General features: G+C 32.7%; 18 protein-coding genes. 10 read left to right on the top strand and 8 right to left on the bottom strand.

Features of this window, described 5'->3' with window-relative positions; all coding sequences use genetic code 11:
• Positions 1 to 104 precede the first annotated feature (104 nt).
• Positions 105 to 929 carry a helix-turn-helix domain-containing protein gene (locus JF76_RS08745; RefSeq protein ID WP_045928687.1) on the bottom strand — a complete coding sequence of 275 codons (825 nt, stop codon included), beginning with the start codon at positions 927 to 929 and terminating at the stop codon, positions 105 to 107.
• A 204-nt stretch (positions 930 to 1133) separates the two neighbouring features.
• Between JF76_RS08745 and JF76_RS08740 the strand changes: the two genes are divergently transcribed.
• Positions 1134 to 1334 carry a hypothetical protein gene (locus JF76_RS08740; protein ID WP_045928686.1) on the top strand — a complete coding sequence of 67 codons (201 nt, stop codon included), beginning with the start codon at positions 1134 to 1136 and terminating at the stop codon, positions 1332 to 1334.
• A 90-nt stretch (positions 1335 to 1424) separates the two neighbouring features.
• A complete protein-coding gene (locus tag JF76_RS08735) occupies positions 1425 to 1679 on the top strand; it encodes a hypothetical protein (protein WP_045928685.1) in 255 nt (84 codons plus the stop codon).
• Positions 1680 to 1939: 260 nt separating this feature from the next.
• Here the strand turns inward: JF76_RS08735 and JF76_RS08730 are convergent, their stop codons facing one another.
• The 3 genes from JF76_RS08730 to JF76_RS10140 form a co-directional block, all read right to left on the bottom strand.
• Entirely contained in the window at positions 1940 to 2593 is a 654-nt protein-coding gene (locus JF76_RS08730; protein ID WP_045928684.1) for an ATP-binding cassette domain-containing protein, read from the bottom strand.
• 10 nt (positions 2594 to 2603) lie between these two features.
• Positions 2604 to 4634: a hypothetical protein gene (locus JF76_RS08725; protein WP_045928683.1), complete on the bottom strand. Its 2031-nt coding sequence runs from the start codon at positions 4632 to 4634 to the stop codon at positions 2604 to 2606.
• 1395 nt (positions 4635 to 6029) lie between these two features.
• Positions 6030 to 6173, bottom strand: a complete 144-nt coding sequence (locus JF76_RS10140; protein WP_209423246.1) for an IS3 family transposase — start codon at positions 6171 to 6173, stop codon at positions 6030 to 6032.
• Between the two features lie 141 nt (positions 6174 to 6314).
• On the opposite strand from JF76_RS10140, the gene JF76_RS10265 reads away from it, so the two are divergent.
• The 3 genes from JF76_RS10265 (at position 6315) to JF76_RS08715 (ending at position 7991) form a co-directional block, all read left to right on the top strand.
• A complete protein-coding gene (locus tag JF76_RS10265; RefSeq protein WP_156962776.1) occupies positions 6315 to 6476 on the top strand; it encodes a hypothetical protein in 162 nt (53 codons plus the stop codon).
• Positions 6473 to 7366 (top strand): EamA family transporter, encoded by an 894-nt coding sequence (locus JF76_RS08720; RefSeq protein WP_045928682.1) that lies wholly within the window; start codon positions 6473 to 6475, stop codon positions 7364 to 7366. The genes JF76_RS10265 and JF76_RS08720 overlap by 4 nt, the downstream gene beginning before the upstream one ends.
• A gap of 262 nt (positions 7367 to 7628) precedes the next feature.
• Positions 7629 to 7991, top strand: coding sequence for a hypothetical protein (locus tag JF76_RS08715; protein ID WP_045928681.1), 363 nt, complete (start codon positions 7629 to 7631; stop codon positions 7989 to 7991).
• A 59-nt stretch (positions 7992 to 8050) separates the two neighbouring features.
• Here the strand turns inward: JF76_RS08715 and JF76_RS08710 are convergent, their stop codons facing one another.
• Entirely contained in the window at positions 8051 to 8329 is a 279-nt protein-coding gene (locus JF76_RS08710; RefSeq protein WP_045928680.1) for a hypothetical protein, read from the bottom strand.
• 215 nt (positions 8330 to 8544) lie between these two features.
• Between JF76_RS08710 and JF76_RS08705 the strand changes: the two genes are divergently transcribed.
• On the top strand, positions 8545 to 9927 hold the full coding sequence (locus JF76_RS08705; RefSeq protein ID WP_045928679.1) for an MFS transporter: 1383 nt from the start codon (positions 8545 to 8547) through the stop codon (positions 9925 to 9927).
• Between the two features lie 132 nt (positions 9928 to 10059).
• Here JF76_RS08705 and JF76_RS08700 read toward each other — a convergent pair whose 3' ends face one another.
• The gene (locus JF76_RS08700; protein WP_045928678.1) at positions 10060 to 10398 is read right to left on the bottom strand and encodes a hypothetical protein; all 339 of its coding nucleotides are present in this window, start codon (positions 10396 to 10398) and stop codon (positions 10060 to 10062) included.
• A 168-nt stretch (positions 10399 to 10566) separates the two neighbouring features.
• Between JF76_RS08700 and JF76_RS08695 the strand changes: the two genes are divergently transcribed.
• Positions 10567 to 11232, top strand: coding sequence for a type 1 glutamine amidotransferase (locus JF76_RS08695; RefSeq protein WP_045928677.1), 666 nt, complete (start codon positions 10567 to 10569; stop codon positions 11230 to 11232).
• A gap of 411 nt (positions 11233 to 11643) precedes the next feature.
• Positions 11644 to 11736: a putative holin-like toxin gene (locus tag JF76_RS10440; RefSeq protein ID WP_156962774.1), complete on the top strand. Its 93-nt coding sequence runs from the start codon at positions 11644 to 11646 to the stop codon at positions 11734 to 11736.
• 727 nt (positions 11737 to 12463) lie between these two features.
• Here JF76_RS10440 and JF76_RS08690 read toward each other — a convergent pair.
• The gene (locus tag JF76_RS08690; protein WP_045928676.1) at positions 12464 to 12940 is read right to left on the bottom strand and encodes a nucleoside 2-deoxyribosyltransferase; all 477 of its coding nucleotides are present in this window, start codon (positions 12938 to 12940) and stop codon (positions 12464 to 12466) included.
• Positions 12941 to 12963: 23 nt separating this feature from the next.
• Positions 12964 to 13764 (bottom strand): tyrosine-protein phosphatase, encoded by an 801-nt coding sequence (locus JF76_RS08685; protein WP_045928675.1) that lies wholly within the window; start codon positions 13762 to 13764, stop codon positions 12964 to 12966.
• Between the two features lie 141 nt (positions 13765 to 13905).
• Between JF76_RS08685 and JF76_RS08680 the strand changes: the two genes are divergently transcribed.
• Positions 13906 to 14397: a universal stress protein gene (locus JF76_RS08680; protein ID WP_034978255.1), complete on the top strand. Its 492-nt coding sequence runs from the start codon at positions 13906 to 13908 to the stop codon at positions 14395 to 14397.
• 516 nt (positions 14398 to 14913) lie between these two features.
• Complete coding sequence (locus JF76_RS08675; RefSeq protein ID WP_045928674.1) at positions 14914 to 15846, top strand: phosphate/phosphite/phosphonate ABC transporter substrate-binding protein; 933 nt, start codon at positions 14914 to 14916, stop codon at positions 15844 to 15846.
• Positions 15847 to 15884: the final 38 nt, after the last annotated feature.

The raw sequence follows: 15884 nt of genomic DNA, 5'->3' as shown, positions 1-15884 counted from the left end.
CCTTTAAAGTTTCAGAGGCTTTTTAGTTAGTTTTATTTCAAATTAAGAAGCAGTCTTAGCTGTTGATTAAAATAAATTTTAGTATTATTGCAAATGTCTTTAATTTATAAAAAATCTTCAACTTCCTGTTTTAAACTTTCTGCCAAGTTTTGGGCACCAATTTTTTCTAATAAACTAATCTGTTCTAGTGCTTCTAATTTGTGTTTTTGACAAATTGCAATTCGAGCATTAACAACAAGCAATTTATCATACTGTCTTAGGCTCTTTAATAAAGGCTTTAAACTATTTAAAATAGTGACAGCTAACTTAAATTTGTGATGCGTCATTTGTATTATTGCCTGATTAATTAGCGTATTGGTTTTCAGAGTTCTCATAAATGGGTAATGATTGTCTATATTTGCAATAATCCTGGCAATAATTTCGTTTGCTGTTTGATAGTCAAAGGCAAATAAAATTGAATTAAGGATCGTAATATCTGTAACAGTAAAAATCTCGATATTACGAAGAGAGTTGAACCAAATAGGTTGAACTAGTTCTTGTGCATGAGTAAATCCTTTTGGTTTAACGACTAATAGTAGAGCTTTAAGAATAATAGTAATTCGTTTAATATCATCGTCGTTTTTGACTAAGAGACAATCTTGTAACAAACTATTTATTTTATCCTTATCAATACTACCATCAAGGTTTAAAAACCGATGCAGAAGTTGACTTTTAGTACTAATATGATAACCATTACTAATATATTCAAACTCGTTGGGAGTTAAACCCAGTCGCTTTATTAATTTAAGTTCATTTTCGTAAGTAGTTGATAATTCAGTATTTTCAATTTTTGAAATTGTACTACGGTCAAATAAATCTTGTGCTAAATCTTGCTGGGTCATTTTACGTGTAGTTCTAAGACTATGAATTGTTTTGCCAAAATTGCTCATGGTATTACTCTTTTTATGTTTATTTATTCTTAGAATGATGTGCTGATTTTGCACATTATTAATAATGGCTTAATGTTATTCTTAGTTTAGAAATAAATCAATAATTATATCTGATTTATTTCGTCAATTAAGAAGTCGTCATCTTACCTATAAAGGCGTAACAGCATGACTTTTGTACATTTATTTGGAAAGGAGGATAAATACATGACCGAAACAATAGCAGGGGTATCTTTAATCATTACATGCTGGTGTTTGGGTAAAATCTATAAAGATAATCCAGCAATCAAATTTCTTAGGACTAATCGGGGAATGATATTGATATTAACCTCCGTTTCCTTAGTAGCCTTTGAATTAGTAATACATAATTTTCAGTTTGGCCAAATTTTACCGGCTTTCCATTCTTGAATTGCTTTGCTTATTCTGTTAGGTTTATTTTATATTTTTAGTGATTATCGTTCAGCAAAATAAACGATAGAGTTATTATGAGGTGAAAATATGTTGTGGATTATGATTTTACTTCTTATATTATTTGCGGGAATGGAATATACAGGAAGAGAGCAACTGCAAGCTCTTAACAAGATTTTTGCTGGGGTAGCAATTGCAATTATTGTTATACCACCAGTTGTATCGTACTTGCTATTTAAGAATTTCACTGCTTTAAACAGTGTCAGCATTATTCTTGGGGTAGTTCAGGTATGTATACTAGCAGCAATATATTTTATATTCAGAAAAATTGCTTTGAACGATTAGTTATTAAAAGCAAGCACAGTGATAAAGCACAGTGATATATGATAAAAAATTTGATTATAGAAATAGCTTAGGATTTTCTAAAAATCTTTTTGCTAATATTTTGACTCCAAGCTACAGTTAGTTTGGAGCTTTTTAAGTTAAAAACAATTGACCCAAAAAATTATTGTCATAGTCTGAATTAGAATTTGCAATAAAATCAAAAGAACTAACTTGCGAATAAATCGTGTGTTAGTTCTTTGTGTTTAATTTTAGGGATGTTATTAGTTGGGAATTATTTTAATCTTTTTATCTGCAATTTTAATTAGGTAATCACATCCTTGCCAAACACTCGGATCATGAGTTGCTATCACAATTGTGGCAGCGGGATCAAAATTATTTAACAAGGTTTTTAGCACTATTTGGCTATTTTCTGAATCTAGCGAACCGGTTGGTTCATCTGCAAATATCACTTTGGGGGTTTTTAAAAGTATACGGGCTAGCGCTATCCGTTGCTGTTCACCTCCGCTGAGAGTATATACTTTTTGATTAAACGGCATTTTTTCCAGACCCACTTGCTTTAAAGCTGACTGCATTCGTTCGCTTTTTTGCCCTCTAGTTAGTTTCTGATTAGCTAAGCCTAATTCTAGGTTTTGCTTGACGGTCTCCGTGTCAATTAACCCAAAATTTTGAAAAATAAAGCCAAAAGTTGTGCGATATAGTTTTTTGCGATTTTTACCATTAACAGTTAGATCAGTTATAACAACTTTTCCAGATGAAGGTTGCTCAAGTCCGCTTAAAACATTAAGAAAAGTTGTTTTACCCGCACCACTTTTGCCCACAATAGCATATGTTTTACCTGTTTCTAAAATACAATTAATATCTTCGAAGATAACTTTTTCTTGAAACTTTTTAGTAAGATGTTCTACTTTAATCAATTTTTCGCTCCTAATTTCCGTGATTAAGGGTAATTAATAAATTGTGCTGTGCGTGAATATAAGTTAATAAAATAATAACTGCTTCTATTAAAAGGTAACCTAAAGTAAGCGGTATTAAGTTTAAATATCCTCTTTTAGCTAAAACCAAGTTAATCATTAAGAAATCGAATCCCAAATTAACAATTAAAAACGCGCAGATTAGTTTAGCGTTAGATTTTCCGAATACCTGATAAACCGCCATTTTATGTCTCTGGCTTTGTAAGAAGGTTGAGCTGACAAACAAGATAATAAAAATTAATTGCAGCAATGATATGATTGTCGTAATGGATAACAGGAGCAGCTCTTTATTTGCTTTTGCGACATAATCCGAAAGCAATGCCTGCTGGCTGGTAATTCCAACAGTATAAGGGGTTAAACCTAAACGCTGCACTAATCTTTGCAGGGCTTTAAGATCGGGAAAGCGAATCATTCCTTGGCTGTTAGTTGACAAATAGAAATCATCCGATAACAGCTTATCATTCACCACGATAATTAGCGGATTAAATGAAATAGACGATAGTATCTCGTCACGAACGGTATAATTAAGGACTTTTTGGTCACTTGCAATCGGAATGACCTGAATCGTTGGCATCTTTTTTTGCTTGCGATAGCGGTTAGGTAACTTATTTTGAAACTTAAGGAAGGTCTTCAGCTCCTTTTTAGCTTCTCCCAGTTGATCTAAGCGATTCTTTGGTATTAAGAGCAAGACATTATTTTCAGAAACTTTAATATGTTTAGAAGTGAGACCACTCTTTGCCAGGAAGTTTTTATTGGCAGTAATCACATTGCCATTTTCAGGCTGAACATCCCGTATTGCTGGTCTGAATACCTGTGAATTTTTTGAAACGATTGCTTGTGGAGACTCGACCACCAATTTATGAACCTTTCGCGCTACTTTCATATCTTCAGCCTTGTCCGAAATATGCCAACTAAGATCTAGTGAATAGCCATTTTCTTTAGCAGAAAGGTTTTTGATGATATTCGTGTCTCTTGTATAAATCTGGTAATTCTTATATAAAGCTATCGCGTTAAGCATTATTAAGGCTAGCAGCACTATTTTTAAAAGATAGCCAATTAATAAAAAAGCTCCCGAATGTTCTTCACCCTTGATTGCGGCATAAGGCTTTAATAAAACCAGAACCAGATAGGATAAGGCGTTTAAGAAGAAACTTAAAAATAAAAGCAATAATACGAGTAGCATGTAGGGTAAAAAAGTTGTCCAACCTTTAGCAGTAAATGAATAAGATCCCCAAGCGACTATGAATATTACAATTAAGCCGAGAGCTGCAACTAATAAAGGTGCTTCTCTTTTTAAGTCGTTCATAAAAAGCTGCCAGTTATTTAAGCCGTTAATTTTCATTATGCCATACGCTTTGAAACGGTATAATTTTTCGAGTACCATTACAATGAACAAAATGCTGATAACACCCAAAAATATTACTACATTGGTACTACTTAATTCCGTTAGAAGTAAATGCAAAATATAATTAAATGATAGGGAGTTATCTTCAGTTCGTGCTTTTAATCTGTGTGAATGGAGTAATGAAAGCAAATCGCCCAAAGTTTCATTTTTGGCATTAGTACAATAAACTCCATAAAGATCTTCTAACTGTAGCTTTTTATTTGATAATTTTTTAACAGATTTATCTTTATAAAGTGAGTAATCTTTATTATCATTGCCAAAACTATAAACTATTTTACTTTTATGGCCATTAAAATTATTAATTCTTAGCTTAACTAAAGAAATATTCTTAGAATGAGCAAACTTTTGTAATATGATAAAGAACCTTTTTTTATTATATTTTTTGTTCCATTCTTTACTATCCGTTTTTTGCCATTTCCTAATTTGCGAATTATTAAGTTTTTTTGAACCATAAATTTCCACAATGGTGGGATTATCAGGTAAAGAACTGTCATCATAGGAATGAAAAATGTTAGTGAACAGGGCGATAGTAGCAATTGTAACTAGCAAGTAAAGTAGGACTTTTATTTTTCGTAGCACCTTTAAACCTCTTATCCAGAAATAGCTCTGTCAAAATCGAATTGGTATTCTGTATCTTTTATCATATATATGTAATTTTAACTAAACCGCTACTATGAGTCTAAACAAGATATCATGTTCTTTCAACTGTGCTTTGCTTTTGACGTTGGAAAGATTGTTGAAAATAATTTTGTAGGTATGTATTTAAGTCGCTGGTTATTTAAACTAAGAGCTCTGCTATTTAGTCAGTTTGAATTAATAATATGAGCTATGATTTTTGTAACTAAAAAAATACTTCCAGTAGAGAATAATTTAATACTGGAAGTATTTTAAATTGAACGGTTAATGAATTTTACGGATCACCACCATATTTTTTACGCAGCTTTAGGTCATAGTATGTTGCCAAAAGCAGAATTACTGCCCAGAAAACGCATAGTGCAATTGTTGACCATACATTTACTATTCTTTGAATATAAATTGAAAAGTTAGCTTTAAGCGTAAAAATTATGTACCAGAGTACCGGAACCTAGGGACAAGTGTAATACCAAAGATTAAACACATATCAAAGCTTTTAGGATGAGTTCAAAGTCTGTTAAAGACTTCTTTTTCGTGTCTTTTCACATAATATTGCGCTAATAACTACCAGTATAATTAGCACAAATTACAGAATTTTCATTATGGTGTTACAAATGGTGAAAACATTATCCTCAACCCCTTTTACTTTTATAATCTAGTGTTATATGATCATGAAAGTTTATATTAATTAATTACTGCGATGTGTATCTTTTTGGCAACATCGAATTTGATTTTAAATTGGCATTAAAAAAGACTAATATACATCTAAATATTTTCTATAGTGTTTGAGGATTCATTTAAAAATTAACCTCTAATAAGTTCTTAGTTTCATAATATCATTTAAGCGAAGTTTTTAAAGGGGTGTCTACATGAACAAGTTTGGTCGGACGACTAGAAATTAAGAATATTACGAAGGCTAACACAACAAAAGTTAGTGAACGATCCCTTTGATCGTATGATTACGAAACTGCAAATAAAATTGTTGACAAAATTATTGAAGCAATCGATGAATATTACCCCTTAAATAAGTCTTCAAAAGTAAATACATTAGTTAATCAGGTAATGACTGAAATGTTGGCACAAAAATTTGACTTGGCAGTAGTTAATTTAATTAAACTAAAACCCCTAATTAAAGAGTTGGGTCAATATGATAAATTGCTTGTGAATAAAGTCAGGATTGCTGTTTGTCAGAAATATAAAACCGAAGCTTTAAAACAAGTAAGTTTGCTTCAAAAGAATCGAAGCTGATCATTTAGCTGATAGGTTAAGATCAAAAATTGATGAATTTTTATAGTTTAGCATGGTAAAAAAGGTGCTACCAAATATTAAGCTTTACTGAGTTCAAAAATTTGGGCAAAAAGTTAATATCATTTCTTTAAGGCTTGAGCCCGATATTCTTTCTTCATTATAGTAGCGAATGTATTCCACAATTGCTTTAGTTAGTTCTTGCAGGTTATGGTAGTTATATTCTTGACCATAAAACATTTCGGTTTAAGAAAGAATTAGTATTTATGAAAGCCCTTTAAGTCTCCTAGCCACTTTTTTGAATTTTAAACTTGGTGTATAATAAAATACTATTCAAACCAAATAATGTGTTTTTTATGATTAGTCGTTAGTGGATATCATTTGAATACATTTAAACTTTGTATGTCCAATGGCTGGATTTTAGTAACTGAACAACTCATAGTTACTGATAATAAATATTTCTCTGACTTTTTAATTGTGGCTGCAAAGACCAAAATATTAGTAATAGTTTTAGACTATGTTTGTTATATGGAGGAACCATGATTATCAGTAATATTTGGTTGATTATTTTTGCCACTATTTCTTCATTTTCTAGAGGAATAATATCAGTTATTGACCGTTACCAAATGGGCTATCGCAAGCAAAGCTCAATTGATGTGAACTTTTTAAATAATATTTGTAGCTCGGTTTTAGTAACTTTCTTTTTAATTTACGTCCTGCACAGTTTTCCCAGTCCCAGAATAACCAACAACTATCTTATTAAAGTCCTTTTATATGCTTTTTTGGCGCAGATAGTTGCCTATGGTTACAGCTATGTGTTCAAAAAAGTTTCAATTATGCAGTCTGTGCTTTTGAGCAAGGTGACCGATCTTTTTATTCCTTTGGCCATCTTGCTGACTATGGGCTACTTTAGCAAATCTTCATATTTAGTTTCTATTATTTCCACTGTAATAGTAGTTATTTATATTGTTTTCGAGCAGCGCCATAATAATTTAAATTTGAAAAACCTGTTGACGACTTTTGCCGTAATTGCGCCCTTGTTGATTATCCAAGCGGCACTTTCACCGTTATTAACTAAAGGCCTAATCAAACCGATTGATCTGGTCTTTTTTACTATCATGACAATTTATGTGCGTTGTTTAATTACCTTAATTACTTTTATTTATAAAAACAGAACTCTCAAGATCAGCGCCGAAAATCTTAAAGGCAAGGTTTACCTGATTTATGGTTCTCGGGCGGTTTTAACGCTTTTAGCACAAGTAACTTATACTTTGGCAACGTCTTCACCCAATTCAAGCATTGCCTGGATCTTTTTAAACATGACCTCTTTATACAGCGTCATCTTTGGCGATATTTTCCTTAAAGAAAAGATGAAGTTCGCAGATATCTTGGTAATTGTGGCCATTTTTATCTTGGCTTTATTTTCAAAGTAACTGGAACAGTTTTTGGGGTGCTATTAAAGAATTAGGTTAATATAATAAATCACTTGTAGCTAAAGCCAGAGTTGCTGTTTGTCAGAAAAATAAAGCTGCAGTATTAGAGCAAGTATGTTTACTTCAAAAAATCGAAGCTGATCATTTAGTTAATAACTTAAGATCAGAAATTGATGAATTTTATAGTTTAATAAAACAAGTCAATTGCTTTTTTAATAAAATGAACTACTATTTGGTCAATATTGTAAATGAGGTGGCAATAATGACTAGAAAAGTAAAATTGGTTATATTTACATGTATTGTTGCCGTTTGTCTTTTTTTATTTTGCTATTGGGCATCAAATGACTATGTACCTGAGGTAGCACAATACCAGGTTAATCACATAATAAGAAAACACGATACCCGAGAAATTAACCAAGTAGCAACTAATAGGAAAACAGCGAAATTTTTACATTCTCTTAAAACTAGTGATCGCTGCCAGAAAATTAGCAAGTTTCAAGGTGGAACTGAAGAATGTGGCTATTATGTTGCAAGTATCAAAAATAAACCTGTTGGGATTTATATGCAAAAAAAATCCAATTCTTTTTGGAATTGGAAAATAAAAAGTATTGCATGTTTTGATTAAGCTAACCCTATAAAAATGTAGGTTACTTCATATATCTATAAATGACAGGTTGCGAATTATTAAGATTTAGGCAACATTTTTACCAGATCAGTTAAATCCAATCCGTAGTTTCTAATACAAATTTGAAACTCTAATTCAGGCTCAGGTAAATACGAGGTACTAAAAAAGGCACCTATTGCTCCAAGTAGTCCTAAAGCCCTGCGGAAATCCTCTTTCGTAAAAACTGATAAGTAAATGTTATCATCATAATCATCTACTCTAGCAGTGTATTCTGTTTCTAAATTTTTTAGAGTGCTTTTGAAAAGCTTCATTAAATTTTCTTGTTTTGTTTTTTCCATGATAATTTGTAACTCCAATTTATGGTTATTGATCTGGCTAAAGTATAATTAAAAAATTATTCCTTGCTTTTTATGCTAGTCGGCAAAATTTTGTATCATAAAATAATGTTCTATTCAATTACTTTTTCTTAACCAATACAACATATTAAGGTAGTATATTTATATTCGCTATATGTTGTATGCAAAAATAAAGACAAAAGAAATCGAGGATTTTAATGGTTAAAAATGGCAGACTCATCAAATCAATATTGGCAGTTGGAATACTTAGTTTTTTAGGGATTGTGATTGAAACGGCACTCAATATCGCATTCCCCCAGTTAATGATAGATTTTAATATGTCTGCCAGAACGATTCAATGGCTAACAACAGGTTATATGTTAGTATCTACAATTATTATTCCTTTTGGATCATATTTACAAAAGAGATTTAAAACTATTTCATTGTTTAGGATGGCCGTTTCATGCTTTTTACTAGGAACAATTTTGGCAGGAATTTCAGTAAATTTTAGTCTGTTATTGATTGGACGTCTTTTACAAGGAGTTGCCGCTGGCATTGGTTTACCGCTAATGTTCACGATCATATTAGAACAGTCACCTAAAGAACAGGTAGGCATGTATATGGGACTTGGCACTTTGGTTATTGCCTTTGCTCCTGCAGTTGGTCCGGTATATGGTGGAGTAGTTTTAAAATTATTTCAATGGAAGACTTTATTTCTACTTATCATTCCAGTAATTATTTTGACCTGGATATTAGGTGAACATAGTATTAGCCAAACTAGTAAAATTCAAAAAATTCCTTTCGATTTTCAGGGCGGGCTACTTTTAATTGTATTTCTAATGTCAGCTTTATTTTTGCTTTTAGGCTTTACAAGTGGCAACAACATTTATGTACAACTAATACTAACACTGATCACTATTGTTACCGGATTGTTCTTTATTTTTGTTGAAAAGCACAGGCAGCATGCAGTTTTAAAAGTAGGCTTATTTAAAAACTGGCTGTTTAACATCTTTTTGCTGGCATTCTTTCTGTTGCAATTAATGTCACTTAGCATGTCATTTTTGATACCCAACGTCTTACAAACTGCTTTTGAACAAACAACGGCTACAGCTGGGTTACTGGTTTTGCCGGCTGCCATTATAGATGCTCTTGTCTCTGCGTTTGCTGGAATAATTTATGATAAGGTTAATCAAAAATTACCAATAATATTTGGAGTAGCAATAATTCTTCTTACCTTTATAATTGCTAATTTTTTGAATCCAAGTACTGCCAACATGGCCTTTATTTATATCAGCTTTATGTTTGGTTTGGGACTTAGCTATAGTAATATCATGACTTTCTGTTTATCTAATATCACTACTGATTTAAAAAATGATGGGAATGTCATTTTTATGACTGCCCAATCATATTCCGGGGCGATAGGCACAGCACTAGCAGCTTCGTTAGTAACCTTGGCGCAAACAGGTTTTAAAAACAAAAAGTTAGCGGCATTGGCAGGTCTAAAACTAAATTACAGTATGTTAGTATTCCTATCTTTGATAGTACTGGTTTGCATTTTAGTATGCTTTATTTTTACTAGATTAAAAAATAAAGCATACTAAAATTTGTTTTAATTTTCAGGTACTTTTTTAATTCAGCACAATAATTAAAATTATCGCTCAGTATATGCCTCCCAATATTAAAAATGAACATGAACTACTTTTTATCTACTACTTTTCTTGGAACCATTAGGGTCAAAAAATAATAAGAAATAAAGTTATATCAATTTGTGTAATATACGAAGTTCGATTAGTCCCATCAAAAAGTATTGCTAGCAGGTAAAATGCCAAAGTTGCTAAAAATAAGCACTTGAGAAACTTTTCTCCGCCATCCATATTAACCTTTTGAATAATTTTTACAGGGTGGGTGGTTTTAATGAAAATAGCGCCTAGCAGTAATATCACACCAAAGAAAAAATAAGTATATATAGTTATTTTATTTTTGTGATAATAAATAAGAAGAATACCAACTAAAAATTGTAAAATACCCATTAAGAATAACGCGATTTTTGGATTAAGTTTATATTTCAGCATGATTTGATACCTTCCAAAGATAAGTTTAATAAGGTTACGCAAAAAATAATCTTTTACTGTATAGATTTAAACTTTATTTTATCACGAAATTATAATAATATTAAATTATTATTTGAATATTTTAGAAAAAATATTGTGGAGATGAATCATTTTAAAAGGAGCAAAATAATGAGAATTAATGTATTACAACATACGCCAAACGAAGGCCCCGGTTCAATTCAGGAATGGTCTGACCTGCATCACCATGACTTTTATGTATATCATCCCTACCAATTTGGCATTTTGCCTACTGCTGCCACAACAGATTTACTAGTTATTTTAGGCGGTCCTATGAGTCCAAATGATGATCTGCCATGGATTAAGCAGGAGCGCCAGCTAATTAAGCAACTACTTCAAGAAAAAAAGCCTGTTTTAGGAGTATGCTTTGGCGCACAACAAATTGTTAAAACTTTAGGCTATCAGGTTAAAAAGGCCCCAGTTAAAGAAGTGGGCTGGGGTCCGGTCAAGTTGCAGTCCAAATTAATTAGCGGTTTGCCTGAAAGTTTAGAAGTATTACATTGGCATGAAGAGATGTTTGAAATACCAGAAGAAGCTGAGGTCTTATTTGCCAATGATAATTTACAAAATCAGGGTTTTGTCTTGGGCAAACAAGCCGTTGGTTTGCAGTTTCATTTAGAACCAGAAACAGATAATATCAAAGAAATTGTGGTTAACGACGCGCAATATCTATCCGGTTCGGTGGTTAAACAAACAGCTAAGCAAATTATTGAGCATCCTGTTCCTAAGGAAAATAAAAGGGCAATGTTTCGCATTTTAGATTATTTGACAGAATAAATAATTTAGATATAGAAAATTTGTTTTAAAGAGTGTCGCTTTATTTGTTCCCATAACTTTAATTGCTATACTACGAGAAACGAACTATCTGCTGGGGCAGACCTTACCTCAAAATTATAAACGGCAGATACCATGGCAGAGGCATGATTAGCATTTGGGGCGTACATTAATATAGGTATTGTAACTACTGAAATAACCTTCAAAATAAAAACCAAGCCATTTTAATGGCTTGGTGTATATGATTATAGGTAATTTTCCTAAAATCCGGTTAATATTTGAGATTGGTTTGTTATAATTTAATTAGCGTAGAAAAGTTAAAAGGACGGTAGCTGCCGCTTTCATAAAGGAAGTGAGGCCTATGAACAATTTTTATTCATACTTCAGTCTCCCAAAAGAAAGGAGCAGCAGTTGATGAGCACTGCCGAATCGTTAAGTTTAATGCTTAACTTTGGTATGTTTATCTTGACCTTGTTAATGTTTATTGACAAGCATCATGATAAATGAGCAAATCAAAAACCGTCCTAGATACTAGCTGGGCGGTTTTAATGTAAAACTAATATAAGCGCAGCTACCGTCCTTTGTGGCGGCTCTACGTGAGGAAGTCTTATTGGCGTAAGTCTTCCTTTTTCTTACACCTGTATTTTAGCATGAATGCTTTTATGGTGCAATTAAGTATTATAGAGCAGAATTCATAGCGCTAAAGTATATAAGGCATTTTTAAATTGCAAAGCTAGCGCTAATTTAATAATATGCAGTTAATTTTACGCACTAAGCTTAAACTGCCTTGAACAATCATATCTTGCTCACACAAAAACTGTTTCAACAGAAACGGTTTTTATTGACAAGCATCACGATAAATGAGCAAATCAAAAACCGTCCTAGATACTGGCTGGGCGGTTTTAATATTAAACAAAAAATATTATAAGCGCAGCTACCGTCCTTTGTGGCGACTCTACGTGAGGAAGACTTTTTGTGGTAAGTCTTCCTTTTTCTTACACTTGTATTTTAGCATGGATACCTTTATGGTTCAATTAAGTATTAGAAATTCATAGCGTAAAAGAAAACAAGGCATTTTAAATTGCAAAGCTGGAGCTAATTTAATAATAAGCAGTTAATTTTACGCACTAAGCTAAAGTGCCTTGAACAGACATATCTTGCTCACACAAAAACCGTTTCGCTAGAAACGGTTTTTATTCGTCTTATTTAGTTTTACTTCAAGAAAATGTTATTTTTAATAAACAGCACCATCGTAAAAGCCAAAACGAGGCTTATTAAAATCAAAATCTTTTAATTCACTCACTTTAAGAGCAATGTCGCAAACGCCCCAGCTCATTAGATTAATTGGTTTGCCATAGTCTTCATCAGGGATGACCAACACGATGTATTTTCCTTGTGACAAAGCATAGCCCAGTTCCATGCCGAGACCAACATCTTCTTCATCAGGTAGATATACTCCGATCATAATATCACTAGCTTTAATACCTGTTAGATCCCCGCGGTAAGTTGCGGTTTCCCATTCACGATCACGCAAATATTCAGGATTTTCCTCAACGCTAATATTTTTATATTGATGATCCAAAGGAACATAACTGTTTTCCAGGTCAATGGTTGGGTTTTCTTCTAAAGCTTTCATTGCCTTTTTGTAAGCATCGTTTTGCTTATCGTTAAACCAACCGGCACCAAAATAAACAGTTTTTGTTTTAGTCATAAAATTTCTCCTTACCATTTAACCTAATTTAAATAAATTTCACGCAACTTACTGATTTCATCATCAGTTAATCTCATAATATCACGTAAGTAGTTTTCAACGCTACCATAATTTTTATTTATAGTTGTAAGTACAAAGTCAATGTATTCAGAATGTACAGTTTGCAAGTCTTTTAAGATGTTTAGGGTTGCGTCATTTGCTCCTTCATCTTTAGCTTTTTGTAAAAAATTATGAACAAAGTCTTTGGTGGCAACGTTTGTTAAAAGATAATCTTTTTTGATTGTTTCAAATGGTACGCCAAGAGCCGATAAAATTAATAATGCCGCAAAACCAGTCCGGTCTTTGCCGGCAGTACAATGAAAAATTATACTTTGATTTTCCTGGTCATTAGCCAGCAACACGTCAAAAAAGTGGCGGTAAGCTCTTTGGGCAGACTCACTTTTAATCATGTCATCATAGGCTAAAAACATGTGGTCAAATCCAGCTTTAGGATCTTGATGCTTTTCGCTAAGAATTTCGTCAATTCCCTTTGAGGATTCGGTCAAATCTTCGCTAAATACCGGATCAAAGCTATAAATAGCACCCTCAGGTACACGATCAGGTTCTCGGTCAACTTCGTCCTTGCTTCTAAAGTCAACAACGTATTTTACACCGTAGTCTTGTAAAAACTTCAGGTCAGTCTTATCAAGGGTTGCCAAATTAGCGGTTCTAAGCAATTTGTGCATTTTGACGGTTTTGCCATCTCTAGTTTGATAGCCACCAAGCTCGCGAAAATTACGGCCACTTTTTACGCCAATTAATTGATTTTTTAGTTTTTGGGTCATGATACCTCCACCTTTGCGTTTGACAATTACACCTAATTTTAGCAATAAACAAGTATATAAACAATTATAAAAAAAGCCAAGAGTATATCAAAATTATGGTAAAATAAACAAAAGAACAATATATTTCAAAAGGGTGAGAACATGGAAACGAAAAAAGCTAGTATTTTAGTTCCAGTCGACGGTTCAGAGTCGGCAGAAAGATCCTTTGATAAAGCAGTTAAAATTGCAATGACGGAAAATGCTCACATTGATGTCTTAAGCGTAATTGATACCAGACAGTTTTTAGGTGAGATGCAAGATACGCTGATTACAGGCGACACCGTTTATCAGATGACGCAAGATTCAGAAAAATATCTCAAGAGTTTGAAGGAATGGGCTCATGATAATTTGGGTTTTGATGATATTGATTACCACATTCGGTATGGCAGCCCGAAAGCAATTATTTCCTATGACTTTATTAAAGACCATCATAATGATTTGATTATCATGGGTGCAACTGGTTTAAATGCAGTAGAAAGAATGTTGATGGGTTCTGTTACAGAATATGTTAATCAACATGCTTTGGCTGATGTGTTAATAGTTAGAACAGATATTGACAATAATCCAATTAAGCCAGAACGTAAAAACAAGTAGAGTTCTAAAATAAAAGACATACGATAAATAATTCGTGTGTCTTTTTTGTGCAAAATAAGGAACCTTAAAAAATTTTGTATTAATGATGTTCGTAAAATTTACTTTCATAATACAAAAGCAAAATAAAATTCGATATTTTATTGCGTTTTTGCGAATATTTATGGTATCATTTTCAATGAATGAACGTAATTATACTGTTTGGAAGGTTGAGGGCAATGAAAGTAACAGGAAAAACCTATAATTTATTTTCCTATTTAAATACTTTACAATTATCTTCGTTAACCGTTCGTTTTTCTTTCAGAATAACTACTTGGGCATGATATGCAGTAGGCATATTTTGCCTTTTTTATTTGCTTAATTTCGGGAGGATGTTAATGGAAAATAGAAGCAGAAGTTAATTCAGATCGATTTTATTTGATATTTACATGAATGTATTGCCATGAAAGTGACAACAATGTTTATGCTTAAGCAAAATGAAGTTATGGTAAATGTATTTATTAGGAGTGTAAAAAACAAATGACCAAAATCAAAAAGTTTCTGATAGCATGTTTCGTACTGTTATTAACAGTTGGTGCTACAGCATGTTCCAATTCAAGTAAGAAGTCTAGTTCAAGTAGTAATACGCCAAAATCACTCAACGTTCAGTTCGTACCGAGTGTAGCTGCCAATAAGCTGGAAGCAAGGGCTAAGCCGATGGAGAAACTATTGTCCAAACGCCTTGGCATCCCAGTCCATGTTTCAATGTCAACTGACTACAATGGCTTAGTTGAAGCTATGAAGTCAAAGAAAGTTGATGTTGGTTTCTTGCCTTCAGACGCTTACATTATGGCTCACAAGCAAAAAGCAGCTGACCTGCTTTTACAATCAGTTCGTTATGGCATTAAGCAACCAAATGGTGTTCAAACCAAAGAATTAGTTAATTCATATCGTGGCGAAATCCTGGTTAAGAAGGGTTCTTCAATTAAGAGCTGGAAGGACTTAAAAGGCAAGTCAATTTCAGTTCAAGATATTACTTCCGACTCTGGCTATGTTTTCCCAGTTGCTGAATTAAAGCAAAAGGGTTTAGATGTAACCAAGAGTTGCAAAACTGTATCTGTTAAAGGTGCTGATCAAGGCGTCTTAAATGTTTTAAACGGTGATACTGATGCAGCTTTCGTATTTGAGGACGCACGTAATAATGTTAAGAATGATGATCCGAAGATTATGAGCAAGGTAGTACCAATCTACTTCACCAAGCGTATTCCTAACGATACCATTTCAGTTATCCCAAGTTTGCCAAAATCCTTCCAGAAGAAACTGGCTAAAGCATTTATTGCTATTGGCAAGTCTAAAGAAGGTAAGAAGATTATTGAAAATGTTTATAACCAAGAAGGCTATACTTACGCAAAAGACAGCGACTACGACATTATTCGTCAATATAATAAAGTAATTGCTTCTACTAAGAAATAATTTCCCCAATATTTTAAAAATCTAAAAAGGCTACATAA

The organism is Lactobacillus kullabergensis (assembly GCF_000967195.1).
Taxonomy (GTDB): domain Bacteria; phylum Bacillota; class Bacilli; order Lactobacillales; family Lactobacillaceae; genus Lactobacillus; species Lactobacillus kullabergensis.
Note: the sequence above shows the minus strand (reverse complement) of the source record. Positions and strands in the feature narration are given on the sequence as shown.